Annotated in this window: 17 protein-coding genes; 14 read left to right on the top strand and 3 right to left on the bottom strand. The window is 76.1% G+C overall.

The window, feature by feature from the left end:
* The first annotated feature begins 94 nt into the window (after window positions 1-94).
* From QYM41_RS03485 to QYM41_RS03505, 5 genes are all read left to right on the top strand, one after another.
* Entirely contained in the window at window positions 95-1,054 is a 960-nt protein-coding gene (locus tag QYM41_RS03485; protein ID WP_368798341.1) for a tetratricopeptide repeat protein, read from the top strand.
* A gap of 216 nt (window positions 1,055-1,270) precedes the next feature.
* Complete coding sequence (locus QYM41_RS03490) at window positions 1,271-2,122, top strand: ABC transporter ATP-binding protein (protein ID WP_368798342.1); 852 nt, start codon at window positions 1,271-1,273, stop codon at window positions 2,120-2,122.
* Window positions 2,104-3,759 carry a hypothetical protein gene (locus QYM41_RS03495; protein WP_368798343.1) on the top strand — a complete coding sequence of 552 codons (1,656 nt, stop codon included), beginning with the start codon at window positions 2,104-2,106 and terminating at the stop codon, window positions 3,757-3,759. Before QYM41_RS03490 ends, QYM41_RS03495 begins: the two co-directional genes overlap by 19 nt.
* Before the next feature lie 63 nt (window positions 3,760-3,822).
* Entirely contained in the window at window positions 3,823-4,158 is a 336-nt protein-coding gene (locus QYM41_RS03500) for a DUF3039 domain-containing protein (RefSeq protein ID WP_368798344.1), read from the top strand.
* A gap of 122 nt (window positions 4,159-4,280) precedes the next feature.
* Window positions 4,281-6,080 (top strand): DEAD/DEAH box helicase, encoded by a 1,800-nt coding sequence (locus QYM41_RS03505; RefSeq protein WP_368798345.1) that lies wholly within the window; start codon window positions 4,281-4,283, stop codon window positions 6,078-6,080.
* Between the two features lie 57 nt (window positions 6,081-6,137).
* Here QYM41_RS03505 and QYM41_RS03510 read toward each other — a convergent pair whose 3' ends face one another.
* Together QYM41_RS03510 and QYM41_RS03515 are read right to left on the bottom strand one after the other, a co-directional pair.
* Window positions 6,138-6,749: an isochorismatase family protein gene (locus QYM41_RS03510; protein ID WP_368798346.1), complete on the bottom strand. Its 612-nt coding sequence runs from the start codon at window positions 6,747-6,749 to the stop codon at window positions 6,138-6,140.
* Between the two features lie 215 nt (window positions 6,750-6,964).
* Window positions 6,965-8,314 (bottom strand): nicotinate phosphoribosyltransferase, encoded by a 1,350-nt coding sequence (locus tag QYM41_RS03515; protein ID WP_438612541.1) that lies wholly within the window; start codon window positions 8,312-8,314, stop codon window positions 6,965-6,967.
* A 55-nt stretch (window positions 8,315-8,369) separates the two neighbouring features.
* Between QYM41_RS03515 and clpS the strand changes: the two genes are divergently transcribed.
* The 8 genes from clpS to QYM41_RS03555 all read left to right on the top strand — a co-directional run bounded on the left by clpS (window position 8,370) and on the right by QYM41_RS03555 (window position 14,239).
* On the top strand, window positions 8,370-8,708 hold the full coding sequence (gene clpS / locus QYM41_RS03520; RefSeq protein ID WP_368798348.1) for an ATP-dependent Clp protease adapter ClpS: 339 nt from the start codon (window positions 8,370-8,372) through the stop codon (window positions 8,706-8,708).
* The gene (locus QYM41_RS03525; protein ID WP_368798349.1) at window positions 8,708-9,268 is read left to right on the top strand and encodes a DUF2017 domain-containing protein; all 561 of its coding nucleotides are present in this window, start codon (window positions 8,708-8,710) and stop codon (window positions 9,266-9,268) included. Before clpS ends, QYM41_RS03525 begins: the two co-directional genes overlap by 1 nt.
* 115 nt (window positions 9,269-9,383) lie before the next feature.
* Window positions 9,384-10,319, top strand: a complete 936-nt coding sequence (gene murI / locus QYM41_RS03530; RefSeq protein ID WP_368798350.1) for a glutamate racemase — start codon at window positions 9,384-9,386, stop codon at window positions 10,317-10,319.
* A 61-nt stretch (window positions 10,320-10,380) separates the two neighbouring features.
* Entirely contained in the window at window positions 10,381-11,208 is an 828-nt protein-coding gene (locus tag QYM41_RS03535; RefSeq protein WP_368798351.1) for an MBL fold metallo-hydrolase, read from the top strand.
* 56 nt (window positions 11,209-11,264) lie between these two features.
* Window positions 11,265-12,050 carry a ribonuclease PH gene (gene rph, locus QYM41_RS03540; RefSeq protein WP_368798352.1) on the top strand — a complete coding sequence of 262 codons (786 nt, stop codon included), beginning with the start codon at window positions 11,265-11,267 and terminating at the stop codon, window positions 12,048-12,050.
* Window positions 12,043-12,687, top strand: a complete 645-nt coding sequence (gene rdgB, locus QYM41_RS03545; protein WP_368798353.1) for an RdgB/HAM1 family non-canonical purine NTP pyrophosphatase — start codon at window positions 12,043-12,045, stop codon at window positions 12,685-12,687. Before rph ends, rdgB begins: the two co-directional genes overlap by 8 nt.
* A gap of 27 nt (window positions 12,688-12,714) precedes the next feature.
* A complete protein-coding gene (locus QYM41_RS03550) occupies window positions 12,715-13,581 on the top strand; it encodes a phosphotransferase family protein (RefSeq protein WP_368798354.1) in 867 nt (288 codons plus the stop codon).
* Window positions 13,582-13,603: 22 nt separating this feature from the next.
* A complete protein-coding gene (locus QYM41_RS03555; RefSeq protein WP_368798355.1) occupies window positions 13,604-14,239 on the top strand; it encodes a 3'-5' exonuclease in 636 nt (211 codons plus the stop codon).
* Here the strand turns inward: QYM41_RS03555 and QYM41_RS03560 are convergent.
* Window positions 14,208-15,335, bottom strand: a complete 1,128-nt coding sequence (locus QYM41_RS03560; RefSeq protein ID WP_368798356.1) for an ADP-ribosylglycohydrolase family protein — start codon at window positions 15,333-15,335, stop codon at window positions 14,208-14,210. The two genes, QYM41_RS03555 and QYM41_RS03560, sit on opposite strands and share 32 nt — an antisense overlap.
* 144 nt (window positions 15,336-15,479) lie before the next feature.
* Between QYM41_RS03560 and QYM41_RS03565 the strand changes: the two genes are divergently transcribed.
* Complete coding sequence (locus QYM41_RS03565; protein WP_368798357.1) at window positions 15,480-16,433, top strand: MIP/aquaporin family protein; 954 nt, start codon at window positions 15,480-15,482, stop codon at window positions 16,431-16,433.
* Window positions 16,434-16,444: the final 11 nt, after the last annotated feature.

Below are 16,444 nucleotides of genomic sequence, written 5' to 3' on the forward strand. Positions count from 1 at the left end.
CCCCCGGCGGCCGACGCGGACCGCCCGCCACCGGACCCCGTGCCGTGCGGTGGGGCGGACCGCCGAGCCCGCCGCCGAGCCCCAGGAGACGCCCGTGAACGAGTTCCAGCACCAGCAGCCCCGCAGCACCGCCGAGACCGCTCCGCCGCCGCAGGACACCCCGCTGCCCTCCTCGGTGCGGGGAGCGGTGGACCTGGGCGCCGCGCCGGCCCCCGTCCCCGGCGGCCCCGCCCCCGAGGAGGACCGGGCGGGCGGGTACCGGCGGGAGGTCACGACCGCCGACGTCCAGGAGGTCGCCCAGCTCTCCGCCCGGGTCCCCGTGGTCTTCGCCCTGTGGGCCCGCTTCAGCCAGCAGTCGGTGGCCTTCACCGACACGCTGGAGCAGGTGGTCGACCGGTACCGCGGGCGGCTGCTGCTCGCCTCCGTGGACGCCGAGGCCGCCCCCGAGATCGCGCAGATGTTCCAGGCGCAGTCCGTGCCCACCGTGGTGGCGCTGCTCGGCGGGCGGCCCGTGCCGCTGTTCAACTCCACGGTCCCGCCCGAGCAGGCCGCCCAGGTCCTCGACGAGCTCCTCGCGCTCGCCGAGCAGAACGGGATCACGGGCACCGTGGAGCCGGCACGCACGGACGAGCCGGAGCCGCTGCCCCCGCTGCACCAGGAGGCCGTGGACGCCCTCGAGGCCGGCGACGTCGACGCGGCCGAGGCCGCGTACCGGAAGGCGATCGCCGAGAACCCCGGGGACCGCGAGGCCAAGCTCGCCCTCGCCCAGGTGCACCTGCTCCAGCGCGTGCTGCCGCTCGACGCGGCGACGGTGCGCGCCGAGGCCGCCGCCGCCCCCGACGACGTGGCGGCCCAGCTGTCCGTCGCCGACCTCGACGTCTCCGGGGGCCACGTGGAGGACGCCTTCCGGCGGCTGCTGGCCCTGGTCCGCCGCACCGCGGGGGAGGAGCGCGACACGGTCCGGCTGCGGCTGCTCGAGCTCTTCGACGTGGTCGGCGCCGAGGACCCGCGCGTGGTCACGGCCCGGGGCGCCCTGATGCGCGCCCTGTTCTGAGCACTCCGCGCCCGCCCTCCGGGCGGACGCGCCCGCGCTCCGGCCCTCGAGTCCGCCCGGCCCTCGAGTCCGCCCGGCCCTCGAGTCCGCCCCGGCGGCACGTCCGCCGACCGGGCGCCCGCCCCGCCGTCCGCCGCGCGGGGGAGCCGTCCGCCCCGGCAGGACTCCGCCGCGCGCCGGAGGCGGAGCGGATCCCCGCCTGCCTACGCTGGGGGCATGAGCCACCAGCACCTTCCGCAGGCCGCGCCCGGACGGGCCGGCGCCCCGGCCGCCGCGGGGCCGCCGCCCGGCGGGACCCCGGCCCTCAGCGTCCGCGGCCTGGTCCGGGTCTTCGGCCGCCCGGGCACCCCGGAGGCCAAGGTCGCCGTCGACCGCGTGGACCTCGACGTCCCCCGGGGCTCCTTCTTCGGCCTCGTGGGACGCAACGGCGTGGGCAAGACGACCATGCTGTCGATGGCCACCGGGCTCCTCCGCCCCACGGCGGGGACCGCGCACGTGGCCGGTGTCGACGTCTGGGCGCAGCCCCGGCGGGCCAAGCAGCTCATGGGGGTGCTGCCGGACGGCCTGCACCTGTTCGACCGGCTCACGGGACGCCAGCTCGTGACCTACTCCGGCCTGCTGCGGGGCATGGACCGCGCGGTCGTGGCCGAGCGCACCGAGGACCTCCTGCGGGTCATGGACCTGCTCCCCGACGCCGGGACGCAGGTCCAGGACTACTCCGCCGGCATGACCAAGAAGATCGCGCTCGCCGGCGCCCTGATCCACGCCCCGAGCCTGCTGGTGCTCGACGAGCCGTTCGAGTCGGTGGACCCCGTCTCGGCGGCGAACATCCGCGAGATCCTGCACGGGTTCGTGGCCGCCGGCGGGACCGTCGTCGTCTCCAGCCACGTCATGGACCTCGTGCAGCGGATGTGCGACCACGTCGCCGTGATGGACCGCGGCCGGGTGCTGGCCGCCGGGACGGTCGACGACGTCCGGGGCGGGGCCACGCTCGAGGACCGGTTCGTGGAGCTCGTGGGAGGCCGCCGGGAGACGGGGGAGGGGCTGTCGTGGCTGCGCCCGGAGTGACCCGGGAGCTCGCCCCCGCCCCGGAGGGCCTGGCCCCGGCCGGGGCGGGCACCGCCGTCCTGGCGCGGCGCCTCGTGGGCCTGAAGGCGAGGATCCTCGTGAACACCCTGACCCGCAGCACCTGGGTGCTCGTGGGGACCGTGCTCGGGGCCGCCTACTTCGTGTTCCTGCTGGGCCTGGCCGTGGTCGGGCTGGTCCTGCTGGGCCGCCAGGACCTCGCCCTGGTGCGCACCGTGCTCGTCCTGGCCGGGACCGCGGCGACCCTGGCCTGGTGGCTGCTCCCGATCCTCGCGGCGCGCGCGGACGCCACGCTGGACCCCGCCCGTCTCGCCCTGTTCCCGCTGTCCGTGGGACAGGTCCAGTGGGGCCAGGCCCTCGGCGCGCTCGTCGGCGTGCCGGGCTCGCTCACCACCGTCGCGCTCCTGGCGGCCGTGAGCTCCTGGCGTGCGTCCCCGGCCGCGCTGGCCGCGGCCCTCCTGTGCGTGCCGCTCGCGCTGGCCCTCGTGGTCTGCGGCTCCCGCTGCGTCACGGCCCTCGCCTCCGGCCTCGGACGCCGCCGGCGGCTCACCGAGCTGGTCTCGCTCGCCGCGCTCGTGCTCCTGGTGCTGCTCGGCCCCATCGTCACCGGCCTGCTGAGCGGGCTGGAGCTGCTGTGGGACCGGCTGCCGCGGTACGCCGGGGTGCTGTCCTGGACCCCGGTCGGTGCCGTGTGGGCCGTGCCGGCCGATGTCGCCGCGGGCCGCTGGGGGGCCGCCGCCGGCCGGCTGGCCGTGACCGTCCTGACGGTCGTGGCCCTCGTGCTGGTCTGGCGGGTCGCCCAGGAGCGGGCGCTGACCACCACGGCCGGGGGACGGTCCGCGGTCCCCCGCGAGGGGGCCGCCGGCGCCGGGCTGTTCGACCGCGTGCCCCCGCGGCCGTGGGCCGCCGTCGCGGCGCGGTGCCTGGTCTACTGGGTCCGGGACCCCCGCTACGCGGCCGGGCTGCTGGTGATCCCCGCGCTCGCGGTGCTCCTGTGGTTCTCCCGGGACCCCGGCGGGGGCAGCGTCCTCCTCTACGGCCTGGGGCCGATGATCGCGGCGCTGCTCGCCTACCAGATCTCGGGCGACGTGTCCTACGACAACACCGCCCTGCACCTGCACGTCCTCTCCGGTGTCCGGGGGGTCCACGACCGCGCGGGCCGGGTGCTCGCACTGCTCGTGGTCGCCGTGCCGCTCACGGCGCTCGGGCTGCTGCTGCCGTTCGCGGTGGAGGGCCGGTGGCAGCTGCTGCCCGGGGTCGCGGGGACCGCGCTGCTGGGGCTGCTGGGCGGGGCCGGCCTGTCCTCCGTGATGTCCGCCCGGTACACGTATCCGGTCGCCCCGCCGGGGGCGTCCCCCCTGAAGACGCCGCAGGGCTTCACCGTCCTCAACGTCCTGGTGCAGGTCGTGGCCCTGGGACTCGTGGTCCTGCTGATGCTGCCCGCCGCGGTCCCGCTGCTCGTGCAGCTCCTCACCGGGGACCCCGTCTGGGGCTGGGGCGCGCTCGCCGCCGGTGCGGTGCTCGGCCCGCTGCTGTGCTGGGGCGGGATCGTCCTCGGCGGGCGCTGGTACGACCGGCGGGCCCCGGAGCTGCTCCAGGAGGTCGCCCAGTTCCGCTGAGCCGGCCCGTCCGGACGGTCCCGAGCGCACGAGGGGCCGCGGGGACGGGGTAAAGTGGCCACCATGCATGTCTCAGCGGCGACCACCGGCATCCCGACGAACGGCCTGGACGACAGCCCGTACGGCACCGACCCGGCGCAGCCGGCCGGGGGCACCTCCACGATCGAGCGCGAGGAGACCCGGGAGCTGCAGGAGCCCGGCGACCACGAGCGCTTCGCGCACTACGTGCGCAAGGAGAAGATCATGGAGTCCGCCCTCTCGGGCGAGCCCGTGATCGCCCTGTGCGGCAAGGTCTGGGTCCCCGGCCGCGACCCGCAGCGCTTCCCGGTCTGCCCCACCTGCAAGGAGATCTACGACGGGCTGCGCCCGCCCAACGACCAGGGCGACGACCAGGGCTGAGCACCGCCCCGAGGAGCAAGCGCCCGCCGCCGGCGGGCGCTTTTGCGTGGCCCGCCGCCGCGCCCCCCGTCATCCACCGCGACCCCGGGCCGCGGACCCCCGTGCGAAAGGACGTCGCCAGAGTGTCCCAGGACGACCAGCTCTCCCTGTTCGGCGCAGCCGCCGCCGACCTCCCCCCGGCCTACCCCGACCGCGCCGCGTGGGGCACCGCGCCCAAGCTGCGCGCCTGGCAGGCGGAGGCGCTGCAGCGCTACTTCGAGACGCAGCCCCGGGACTACATGGCCGTCGCCACCCCCGGCGCCGGCAAGACCACCTTCGCGCTGCGGGTGGCCAAGGAGCTCTTCGACCGCGGCACCGTCAACCGGATCACGGTGGTGACGCCCACGGACCACCTCAAGCGGCAGTGGGCGGACGCCGCGGCCCGGGTGGGGCTGGCGATCGACCCGAACTTCAAGAACGCGGACGGCTCCCACGGCCGGGACTACCTGGGCGCGGCCGTGACGTACTCCCAGGTGGCCATGAAGCCGCTGCTGCACCGGGCCCGGACCGAGGCGGGCCGCACGCTGGTGATCATGGACGAGATCCACCACGCCGGCGACTCCCTCACCTGGGGCGACGGGCTGCAGGAGGCCTTCGACCCCGCCGCCCGCCGGCTCGCCCTGACCGGCACCCCCTTCCGCTCGGACACCGCCCCGATCCCGTTCGTGCGCTACGTGGAGGACGGCGACGGCATCCGCCGCTCGAGCTCCGACTACACCTACGGCTACGGCGACGCGCTCAAGGACCACGTGGTCCGGCCCGTCATCTTCCTCGCCTACTCGGGGCAGATGCGCTGGCGCACCAGCGCCGGCGAGGAGATGGCCGCGGAGCTCGGCGAGGGCTTCACGAAGGACATCACCGCCCACGCCTGGCGCACGGCGCTCGACCCGAACGGGCAGTGGATCCCGTCGGTGCTCCAGGCCGCGGACCAGCGGCTCACCGAGGTGCGGCGCACCGTGCCCGACGCCGGGGCGATGGTGATCGCGACCGACCACCAGGACGCGAAGGCGTACGCGGCGCAGCTGCGCCGGATCACGGGGGAGAACCCCACGGTGGTCCTCTCGGACGACAAGGGCGCCTCGGACCGGATCGACGAGTTCTCCGCCGGCGACAGCCGCTGGATGGTGGCCGTGCGCATGGTCTCCGAGGGCGTCGACGTGCCCCGGCTGGCCGTGGGGGTCTACGCGACCTCCACGTCCACACCGCTGTTCTTCGCCCAGGCGGTCGGCCGCTTCGTGCGCGCCCGCAAGCGGGGGGAGACGGCCTCCGTCTTCCTGCCGTCCGTGCCGGCGCTGATGCAGCTCGCCAACGAGATGGAGGCCGAGCGGGACCACGCCCTCGACAAGCCCGCCGCGGAGGACACCGGGCTGCCCGCCGACCCGCTCGAGGAGGGCTGGGACGACGACCTGCTCGAGGAGGCCAACCGCGAGGAGAAGGCCTCCTCGGCCCTGGCCCAGGGCCGTTTCGAGGCGATCGGCTCGGACGCGTCCTTCCACGGCGTGCTCTTCGACGGCGGCGCCTTCGGCGGCGGCGTGGCCGTGGGCTCGGAGGAGGAGGCGGACTTCCTCGGCATCCCGGGCCTGCTCGAGGCCGACCAGGTCTCGGCGCTGCTGCGCGAGCGGCAGTCCCAGCACGCCCGCCGCCGCCCGGGGGCCGCCCGGGCCCCGGAGCCCGCGGTGCCGGACCACCGGCGGCTCAAGGAGCTGCGCGCCACGCTGTCCAAGAACGTCTCCGCCTGGGCCTCGCGCACCGGCACCCCGCACGGCGTGGTGCACAACGAGCTGCGCCGCGTGTGCGGCGGTCCCGCCGTGGCGCAGGCCAACGAGGCGCAGCTGCAGGCGCGCGTGAAGAAGCTCCAGGACTGGTTCATCGGCCGCAAGTGACCCGCGGCCGGCCCGGGCCACCGCCCGGCCACGGGCCCGGTCCGTGACCCGGTGCGGTCAGGAACGGACGATCTCGACCCCGGCCTCGGCCATCTCCCGCAGGGCGCGCTCGGTGCTCTCCTCGGCCACGCCGGCGGTGAGGTCCACCAGCACCCGGGTGTCGTAGCCGGCCTCCAGGGCGTCCAGGGCGGTCGCCCGCACCCAGTGGTCCGTCGCGAGGCCCACGATGTCCACGGCCTCGATCTCGTGCTCACGGAGCCAGTCGTCGAGGCTCACGTCCGGCTCGTCGTCGACGTCCTCGTCGTCGCCCATCGGCACGTCCGCGTCCGGGGCGAGCAGCCCCTCGAACCCGGAGTAGGCGGCGGCGTGCTCGCCCTTGCGGAACCAGGCCTGGATCCAGTCCGTGTCCAGGTCGGGATGGACGTGGGCGCCCCGCGACTCCGCCACGCAGTGCACGGGCCAGGAGTCCACGTAGTCCGGCTCGTCGGAGAAGTGCGCCCCGGGGTCGATGTGCCAGTCCTGGGTGGCCGCGACGGCCGCGTAGTCCCGGTGGTGGTCCTCGAGGTGCTCCGACACGGCCGCGGCCACCGCCGCGCCCCCGGCGACGGCCAGCGACCCGCCCTCGCAGAAGTCGTTCTGCACGTCGACGACGATCAGTGCGGTCCTCATGGTGTTCCTCCCTCTGTTCGGTGCCTGCTGTTGAGTGCCTGCTGTTGGGTGCCTGCTGTTCGGCAACTGCGGTCGGTGCCGGTGGCCGGTGCCGGCCGCCGGACGGCTGCGGGTCGGCGGGTGCTCTGCGGCCCCGATGCCCGGTGGGACCGCCCCGGGGGCCGCCCCGGTGCTCCGCGGCGGAGCGCCCGGCCGGGTGCTCCGCCGCGGGGTGCTCAGTCCGGGGCGTCGGGCCCCAGCACGGTCGGGATGACGGGGTCGCCCTCGCTCAGCCGGCGGGCCGAGCGCGGCAGCTCCGCCACGGACGCGGCGTGGCGCTGCCGGGCCCGCCGCACCCCGGCGGGACCGGTCCACCCGTCCAGCAGCTCGCCGTCGCGCACGAAGTCCTCGAGCAGCGCCCGGTCGTCCCCGTCGTCGTCGGGCATCCGGCCGATCCCCACGACCTCGTGGGTCGCCGTGCCCTTCGCGTCGCGTCGCCGCAGGGCGTGCTTGCGCCCGCCCACGGACACCTTGCCCCGGGCGGCCTTGGCCACGGGACGCAGCTCGCCGGAGGAGTCCTCCCGCGCCACCAGTTTGTAGACCATCGAGGACGTGGGCGCGCCGGAACCGGTGACCACCCGGGTGCCCACGCCGAACGCGTCGACGGGCGCCGCGTTGAGCGCCGCGATGGCGTACTCGTCCAGGTCCGAGGTGACGGTGATGCGGGTGTCCGGGTTGCCGAGCTCGTCGAGCAGCCCGCGCACCCAGGCGGCCTGGGTCACGAGGTCGCCCGAGTCCAGGCGTACGCCCCCCAGCTCCGGGCCCGCGAGCTCGACGGCCTTCCGGACCGCGGCCTCGACGTCGTAGGTGTCCACCAGCAGGGTGGTGTCCCGGCCCATCGACTGGAGCTGGGCGCGGAAGGCGTCCTCCTCCGAGTCGTGCAGCAGCGTGAAGGAGTGCGCGGCCGTCCCCACGGTGCGGATCCCGTAGCGGTGCCCGGCCTCGAGGTTCGACGTCGAGTCGAAGCCGCCGATGACGGCCGCCCGGGCGGCCGCGACCGCGGCCTCCTCGTGGGCGCGCCGGGAGCCCATCTCGATGCAGGGGCGCCCCGCCGCGGCACCCACCATGCGGGAGGCGGCCGAGGCCACGGCGCTGTCGTAGTTGAGCACCGACAGGAAGTACGTCTCGAGCACGCAGGCCTCCGCGAAGGTGGCCTCGACCACGAGCAGCGGCGAGGACGGGAAGTACGCCTCCCCCTCGGCGTAGCCGGAGATCGAACCGGTGAAGCGGAAGTCCGCGAGGTAGTCCAGGGTGGCGCGGTTCACCACGCCGGTGTCCGCCAGGAAGCGCAGCTGCTCCTCGCCGAAGCGGAAGCTTTCGAGCCCCTCCAGCAGCCGCCCCGTGCCCGCCACCACGCCGTAGCGGCGGCCGGCCGGCAGCCGCCGGGCGAAGACCTCGAACACGCTGCGCCGCTGCGCGGTGCCGGCGTGCAGGGCGGCCTGCAGCATGGTCAGCTCGTAGTGGTCGGTCATCAGGGACGTGGGCGGCGGGGCCCACCGGTGGCTGCGCTGGTTCACGGGCACCACTCTAGCGACGCCTCCGGTGCGCCCGGCCTCCGGCACTCGCTACGATGGACGGACCATGCACTGTGCCACTCCCGCCGCCGCCCTGCCCGCGGCCACCGCCACCCCGGAGACGGGCACCCGGCCCACCGGGGCGACGTCCGTGGCCGAGGCGACCGAGACCCCGTGGAACGTGGTCGTGTGGGACGACCCTGTCAACCTCATGAGCTACGTCACGTACGTGTTCCGCTCCTACTTCGGCTACCCGGAGGAGAAGGCCCGCGCCCTGATGCTGGAGGTCCACCACCACGGGCGGTCCGTGGTGGCCAGCGGCTCCCTCGAGGAGGCCGAGACCCACACCGCGGCCCTGCACGGCTTCGGGCTGTGGGCCACCTTCGAGCAGGCGGGAGGCCACTGATGGCGCAGGGATTCCGGTCCACCCGCCGGGGCATCACGGCCCGCTTCGAGGACGCCGAGAAGGACGTGCTGCAGAAGCTGTTCGCGGACGTCGCCCAGGCGCTGGTCCCCGAGCAGCCCGCCTCGGAGGACCCGCTCGAGCGGATGCTGGGCGTGTCGGGGGACGCCACCGTGCCGGACGACTCCGCGCTGCGCCGGCTGCTGCCCGACGGCAGCCGCGACCCCGAGCGCGCCGCCGAGTTCCGCCGGTACACGGAGCGGGGGCTGCGCGAGACCAAGCGGGGCGTGCTCAAGCAGGCCGCCCTGGCCCTCGAGGCTCAGCCCGTGCGGCTGGACCCCGAGCAGGCGCAGGCCTTCGGGCAGGCCCTCAACGACGTGCGGCTGGTGCTGGCCGACCGCCTGGGCATCCGCAGCGAGGCGGACGCCGAGCGGGTGGGCCGCTACGACGACTGGTCCGCGATCGAGGACGTCGAGACGTACATGTCGCTGCTGTACAACTTCGTCTCGTGGTTGCAGGAGACGCTCATGGAGGCGCTGCTCCACGACCTGCCCCGCGACTGACCGGCCACGACGTCCCGCGGCGGCTCCGTCCGCCCCGCCGGTGACGTGCCGCACGGCGGCGCGCCCCGCCCACGGTTTGGGGCGGCGGCACGGGCGGGACTACGCTCTTGTCGATATGCAGGACGACGACCTCTTCGGGTCCGGCGGCCGGGCCGCACGGCGCCCCAATCCCGCCTCGCCCATCGGCGTGTTCGACTCCGGGGTGGGCGGGCTCACCGTGGCCCGCGCCATCATCGACCAGCTGCCCCACGAGGAGATCGTCTACGTGGGCGACACCGCGCACGGGCCCTACGGGCCGCTGCCGATCGCCGAGGTCCGGGCGCACGCGCTGCGCATCATGGACGAGCTCGTCGACTCGGGCGTCAAGCTGCTGGTGATCGCGTGCAACACGGCGTCCGCGGCGGTGCTGCGCGACGCCCGGGAGCGCTACACCCGGGTCTACGGGATCCCCGTGGTGGAGGTCATCCAGCCGGCGGTGCGGCGGGCCGTGGCCTCGACCCGCAACGGCCGGATCGGCGTCATCGGCACCGAGGCGACCGTCGGCTCCCGCGCCTACGACGACACCTTCGCCGCGGCCCCCCACCTGCGGATCGACTCCGTGGCCTGCCCGGCCTTCGTCGACTACGTGGAGGCCGGCGTCACCACGGGACCCGGGCTGCTGGCCACGGCCCAGGACTACCTCGGCCCGCTGCGCGACGCCGAGGTGGACACCCTGGTCCTGGGCTGCACCCACTACCCCCTGCTGACGGGCGTGATCTCCTACGTCATGGGCGACACCGTCACCCTCGTCTCCAGCGCCGAGGAGACCGCCAAGGACGTCTACCGGGCACTGGTCGGCCACGGGCTCGAGCGGGACCCCGGCCTGCCCGCGCACCACGAGTTCCTCGCCACCGGGGACGCCGCGTCCTTCGAAGTGCTCGCCCGGCGGTTCCTGGGCCCCGAGGTCGCCCGCGTCCGGCACACCAGCTCCGTGGCGGAGCAGTACCCCACGGGCTCGCTCGCGCGGATCACCCCGGAGATGATCGGGGGCACCGGCCCGTCCGCTCCCTGAGCAGCCCCCGCGGCCGGTGCGGCCGCCGTCCCACCGGTCCTCCCTGGAAGGCACACGCTCCATGAAACTCACCATCGTCGGATGCACCGGCTCCTTCGCGGGGCCGAACTCCCCGGCCTCCTGCTACCTCGTCAGCGGCGAGGACGAGGAGGGCCGGACCTGGCGCGTCCTGCTGGACATGGGCAACGGCGCCCTCGGCGTGCTCCAGCGCCACATCGACCTGCACGACATCGACGCCGTGCTCGTCAGCCACCTGCACCCCGACCACTGCATCGACCTGGCGGGGCTGCACGTGGCGATCAAGTGGGACCCGCGCGGCTGGGGCCGGGCCCCGATCCCGCTCTGGGCGCCCACCGGTCTGCACGAGTACCTCAGCAGCACGCACGGGCTGCCCACGGAACCGGGGATGCACGGGGAGTTCGACTTCCACACCTGGGTCCCCGAGGAGCCGGTGCGCGTGGGCCCGTTCACCGTCACGCCGTTCCTGGTGGAGCACCCCACGCCCGAGCCGTACGCGCTGCGCATCGACTTCGACGGCGTCATGGGTCCCAGCACCCTGACCTACTCCGGGGACACCGACGCGTGCGAGAGCCTCGTGCGCGCAGCCCGGGACGCCGACGTCTTCCTCTGCGAGGCCGCCTACCACGAGGGGCGCGACGACGCCCTGCGCGGCATCCACCTCACCGGCCGCCGCGCCGCGGAGGCCGCGCGGGACGCCGGGGCCCGCAAGCTGCTGCTGACCCACCTGCCGGTGTGGAACTCCCCGACACGGGCCGTCGAGGAGGCGCAGGAGGTCTTCGAGGGCCCCATCGGGGTGGCGGAGCCGGCCTACACCTACCGGATCGTCCGCCGCGGCAGCGGTCGGCCCGCGGCCGCCGTCGGGCCGTGATCCCGGCCGCCGGCGCCCGGGCCGGGAGCGCCGGGCCGGGGGGTAAGGTGGAGCACATGGATTCCCCCGTCGACCAGAGCGCACCGGCCCCCGCGACCCCGGGGGTGACCCGCTCGGACGGCCGCTCGCCCGGCGAGCTGCGGCCCATCACGATCACCCGCGGCTGGTCCCAGCAGGCGGAGGGCTCCGCGCTCATCGAGTTCGGCAGCACCCGGGTGCTGTGCACCGCGTCCGTGACCGAGGGCGTGCCGCGCTGGCTTAAGGGGGAGGGCCGCGGCTGGGTGACCGCCGAGTACGCGATGCTCCCGCGGGCCACGTCCACCCGCTCCGCCCGCGAGTCCGTGAAGGGCAAGATCGGCGGGCGCACCCACGAGATCTCCCGGCTCATCGGCCGCTCCCTGCGCTCGGTCATCGACCTCTCCGCGCTGGGCGAGAACACCGTGGTCCTCGACTGCGACGTCCTGCAGGCCGACGGCGGCACCCGCACCGCGGCCATCACCGGCGCCTACGTCGCCCTGGCCGAGGCCGTGGGCTGGGCCCGGGCGGAGGGGCTGCTCGCCCGCCGCGCCCAGCCGCTCACCGACACCGTGGCCGCCGTGTCCGTGGGGATCATCGACGGGGTGCCGATGCTCGACCTCCCGTACGTCGAGGACGTCCGGGCCGAGACCGACATGAACGTGGTGGTCACGGGGTCCGGCGACTTCGTGGAGGTCCAGGGGACCGCCGAGGGCGCCCCCTTCGACCGGGCCGAGCTCGACGCCCTCCTGGACCTGGCCCTCGCCGGCTGCGCCCAGCTCACCCAGATCCAGCTCGAGACCCTGCGCGAGGCCGACGATGGGTGAGCACGACGGCCCACGGGTGGTCCTGGCCACCCGCAACGCCGGCAAGCTCGCCGAGCTGCGGGCCCTGCTGGCGGAGGCGCTGCCCGGCACGGACGTGGGGCGCCTCGTGGTGGACGCCACCGCGGCCGGCGCCCCCGACGTCGTCGAGGACGGCACGAGCTTCGCCGCCAACGCCCTGCTCAAGGCCCGCGCCGCGGCCGCCGCGACCGGGCTGGTCGCCGTGGCCGACGACTCCGGCCTGGCCGTGGACGTCCTGGGCGGCGCCCCCGGGATCTTCTCGGCGCGGTGGTCCGGCCGCCACGGCGACGACGCCGCCAACCTGCGGCTGCTGCTCGACCAGCTCTCCGACGTCCCCGACGCCCACCGCGGCGCGCAGTTCGTGTGCGCGGCGGCCCTCGTGACCCCGGACGGGACCGAGCACGTCGAGACCGGCGCCCTGCGCGGGACGCTGCTGCGGGAACCGGTCGGCGACGGCGGCTTCGGCTACGACCCCGTGCTGCGCCCCGACGGCCTCGACCGGTCCTGCGCGCAGCTCTCGCGCGAGGAGAAGAACGCCATCAGCCACCGCGGGCGCGCCCTGCGGGCCCTGCTCCCGCACCTGCTCGCGGCCCTCGACCCCGCCGCCGTCCCCGACTGACCCACGTCCGAACCGAGGAATCTGACCATGCCCTGGTCGCAGCTCCACCACCTGCCGTTCGCCGGCGCCGTCCAGGCCGTCCTGCGCGAGGCCGGCATGAGCGCCGACCCGAGCCAGTGGGAGGTGCACGCCGGCGGTTCCGCACACGTGGTGGTCAACGTGGGCCACGTGATCTCCGTGCGGATCGCGAAGAACGCCACGGTCTGCGAGCACGTCCAGCGCCGCACCGAGGTGCTGCGCCGGCTGCCCCGCTTCTCGTTCACGACCCCCCGGCCGCTCACCGGCGTGGTGGTCTCCCACGGCTACACGGGCGTGGGCCTCACGTGGTGCCCGGGCGACCCCCACCCGCCCGGTCACGGGGACCCGGCCGTGCTGCACCGGGTGCTGACCGAGCTGGCGGAGGTCGACACCACGGGCTTCGCGCACTACCTGGACCGTCCCGGACAGCACTGGGGCGGCCACCGGCGCCGGCACGTGCTCCTCGACGAGGTGATCCCGCGGCTGCTGCCCCGCAACCAGGAGGCCGCGCGGCAGGCCGTCGCCGAGCTCGCGGCGCTGCCCACCGTGGTCCCGACCCTGGTGCACGGGGATCTGATGGGCCACAACATGCTGTGGGTGGGGGAGGAGCTCACGGGCGTCATCGACTGGGACCACGCCTGCCTCTCCGACCCCGCGCACGACGCCGCGTCCCTCGGGCTGTGGTACGGCTGGGACGCCCTGCGCGCGGCGGTCTCGGAGACCGTCTACGAGCGGGCCCGGCTGCACGCCCGCACCTTCCCGCTGCAGGCGGTCGCGTACGCCCTGCACCACGAGCTCGACACGGCCCAGGTCAACCAGTCCATCGCCCGGGCCGACGACTGGATCGAGACGAACCTGCGCGGCGCCTCCGCCTGAGCGGGCGCAGTAGGCTGGTCTGGTGCCGAGACCAGCCCTCCCCGCCCCGACCGCCGTGGATCCGTCCAGCCTCTCCTTCACCGCCATCGACTTCGAGACCGCGAACCGCTCGCTCGGCTCGCCGTGCGCCGTGGGCCTCGTGCGGGTCCGCGGCGGCCGGGTGGTGGCGGAGCGCTCCACCACCATGCGGCCCCCAGGGGCCCTGGCCACGTTCGACCCCGGCAACACCCGCATCCACGGCATCACCGAGCAGGCCGTCGCGGGCCGGCCCGGCTTCGCCGAGCTGTGGCCCCGGATCGAGGCGTGGATCCTGGCGGAGGACCCCGACGAGCTCGTGGTCGCGCACAACGCCCGCTTCGACATGGGGGTGATCCGCGCGGCGTGCGCCGCGTCCGGCACCCGGCACGCCCCGCTGGCGTACGCGTGCAGCCTGGCCCTGGCACGGCGCGGCTACGACCTGCCGTCCTACGCGCTGCCGAGGGCGGCGGAGGCCGCCGGGGTCCCGCTGCGCCGCCACCACGACGCCCTCGAGGACGCCCGGGCGTGCGCCGGGATCGTGCTGGACCTCGTGCACCGGGCCGGTGCGGGCAGCGTCCGGGAGCTGCTCGGCGCCGCGGGACTGGGTGTCAGGCGCCTGACGTCGCCCCCACTTCCCTGAGCCAGCGCCGGGCCGCCCGCGACACCGCGTCCCGGGCGTCCAGCCGGGCGCACCACGGCGGGGGGAGCGCGGCCGTCCCGAGGGCCGCCCCCGTCACGGCGCCCGCGACCGCCCCGGCCCCGTGGCCGGGGTCCTCGGTCCCCAGGGCCACCGCGCGCCGGAACACGGCCTGCGGGTCCGGGGAGCCCGCGAGCTCGGCCTCCGCGCGCAGGGCCGCGCCCAGACCGCCGGCCAGGACCTCGGGGGCGGTCGGGCCGGTGCCCTCCGTCCGCGGGGACGCCCCGGTGGCGGGGACCCGGTGCCCGGCGGCGCGCACGACGTCGTCGATCCGGGCCACGGTCCCGGCCACCGGCCGGGTCAGGTGCTCCGCGGCGGCGCGGGCGGCCGCCACGGCCTCGGCGACCGGCCGCGCCGCGCCCTCCTGGCGGGCCCGCACCGCGGCGTGCACCACGAAGCCGTGCACCGCGGCCGCGGTCTGCGCCTCGGGGTGGCCGTGGGTGAGCGCGGCGCCGTTGACGGCGAGCGGGGCGAGCGTGCGCCAGCCCACGTGCGGGAGGAGCCCGAAGGGCGCCGAGCGGAGCACGGCCCCGGGGCCCAGGGCGTCCGGCTGCACCGGGCGCTCGACCTCGCCCATCCGGCCGGACCGCAGCGCCTCGAGGACCGTCGTGTCGGGGTCCCGCACGGCGTGCAGGAGCCGGTCGTCGTCGATCGGGCGGGGGAGCGGTCGCGGCGCCTCGGCCGGGTCGGGCTCGTCCTGGGTGCGCAGCCAGCGCAGGTAGGCCAGCCACAGGCACGCGGTCTCGTCGGCGGAGTGGCCCTGGTGGGCCCACTCGACGACCTCCTGCAGCCCGTCGAGGGTGTAGAGGGTCAGCTGGGCGGCGGCGGTGATCCGCAGCGGTGCGGCGGGGCCGTCGTCCCCGCGGCCGGTCGGGGCGTGCGCCCCGCCCTGCCCGGCGCCGGCTCCCGGCGCCGGGACCTCGGGGACGCCCAGGGCGTCCCCGAGGGCCCCACCCAGCAGGACGGCGTGCACGGAGTCGGCGTAGCCGTCCCGGCGGGGGTCGAGGCCGGCGTCGGGGGAGAGCAGGGGGGCGGGCATGCGGTCAGTGTAGTCGGCGGCCCGCGGTCCCGGGACGGGTTCACCTCCCCTTCAGCCGGCTGTGGTTGCATGGCACGGGCGCCCGGCGCCCCACCGGCGCGGCCCGTTCCCGCCGCGCCGCCCCCCACACCCAGGAGAGCACCCATGAACCAGCACGTCCCCGCCACCACCGCGCCCACCGGCGCAGGCGGCCCCGTCCCCGAGAGCACGCCCGCCGGCCCCGGCACGGAGGGTCTCGTCGCTCCCGTGCCCGTGGCCGCGCGGAAGGACTCCGTGCCTGCCGGCGCACCGGCCGGCGACTCCGCCCCGGCCCGCTGGGCCGCCGAGTTCGCCGGCACGGCCCTGCTGGTCTTCGCCGGGCTGGGCACGGGGATGTTCGCCACCGAGGTCATCGACTCCGCGCTGGGCTTCGGCCTCGGCCTGGTCGCCGCGATCGTCGCCTTCGGCCACGTCTCCGGAGGGCACTTCAACCCCGCCGTGACCCTCGCCGCCGTCGTGGCCGGGCGCACCCCCGTCCGGTCCGCCCCCGGCTACCTGGTGGCCCAGGTGCTCGGCGCCCTCGCGGCGTCGGGCGTGCTCTGGGCGGTGCTCGTGACGCTGCTCGACTCCTCGACCACGGCGCAGGTCCTCGGCGCGGTCTCCAACGGCTTCGGGGAGAACTCCACGTCCCAGGCGGGATGGACCACCGTCCTGCTGGTCGAGTTCGTGGCGACCGCCCTGTTCGCCCTCGTGGTCCTCGGGGCCACGGCGCCGCGGGCCAACGCGGTGCTCGCCCCCCTGGCCATCGGGGCGGCCCTGGCGTTCCTGCTCACCATCGCCGCGCCGTTCGACGGCGGATCGCTGAACCCCGCCCGCTCGACGGGCGCGGCCGTGGTCTCCGGCGGCACGCACCTGGGCCAGCTCTGGCTGTTCTGGGCGGCTCCGCTGCTCGGCGGTCTCGTGGCGGGGCTCGTCCACCGCGCGGCGGACTTCGCCCGGCCGCGCCGCGGCGGGTCCGCCGGAGAGTCCGCCGGGGAGTCCGCCGCCGGGACGGACTCCGGGTCGTCCACCGCGGCGGCCCCCACTGGGGCTCCCACGGCGTCGGAGCGCGAGGGCTGAGCCCCGGCCGC

Origin of the sequence: Kocuria oxytropis, assembly GCF_040981195.1 — a bacterium.
Lineage (GTDB): Bacteria > Actinomycetota > Actinomycetes > Actinomycetales > Micrococcaceae > Kocuria > Kocuria oxytropis.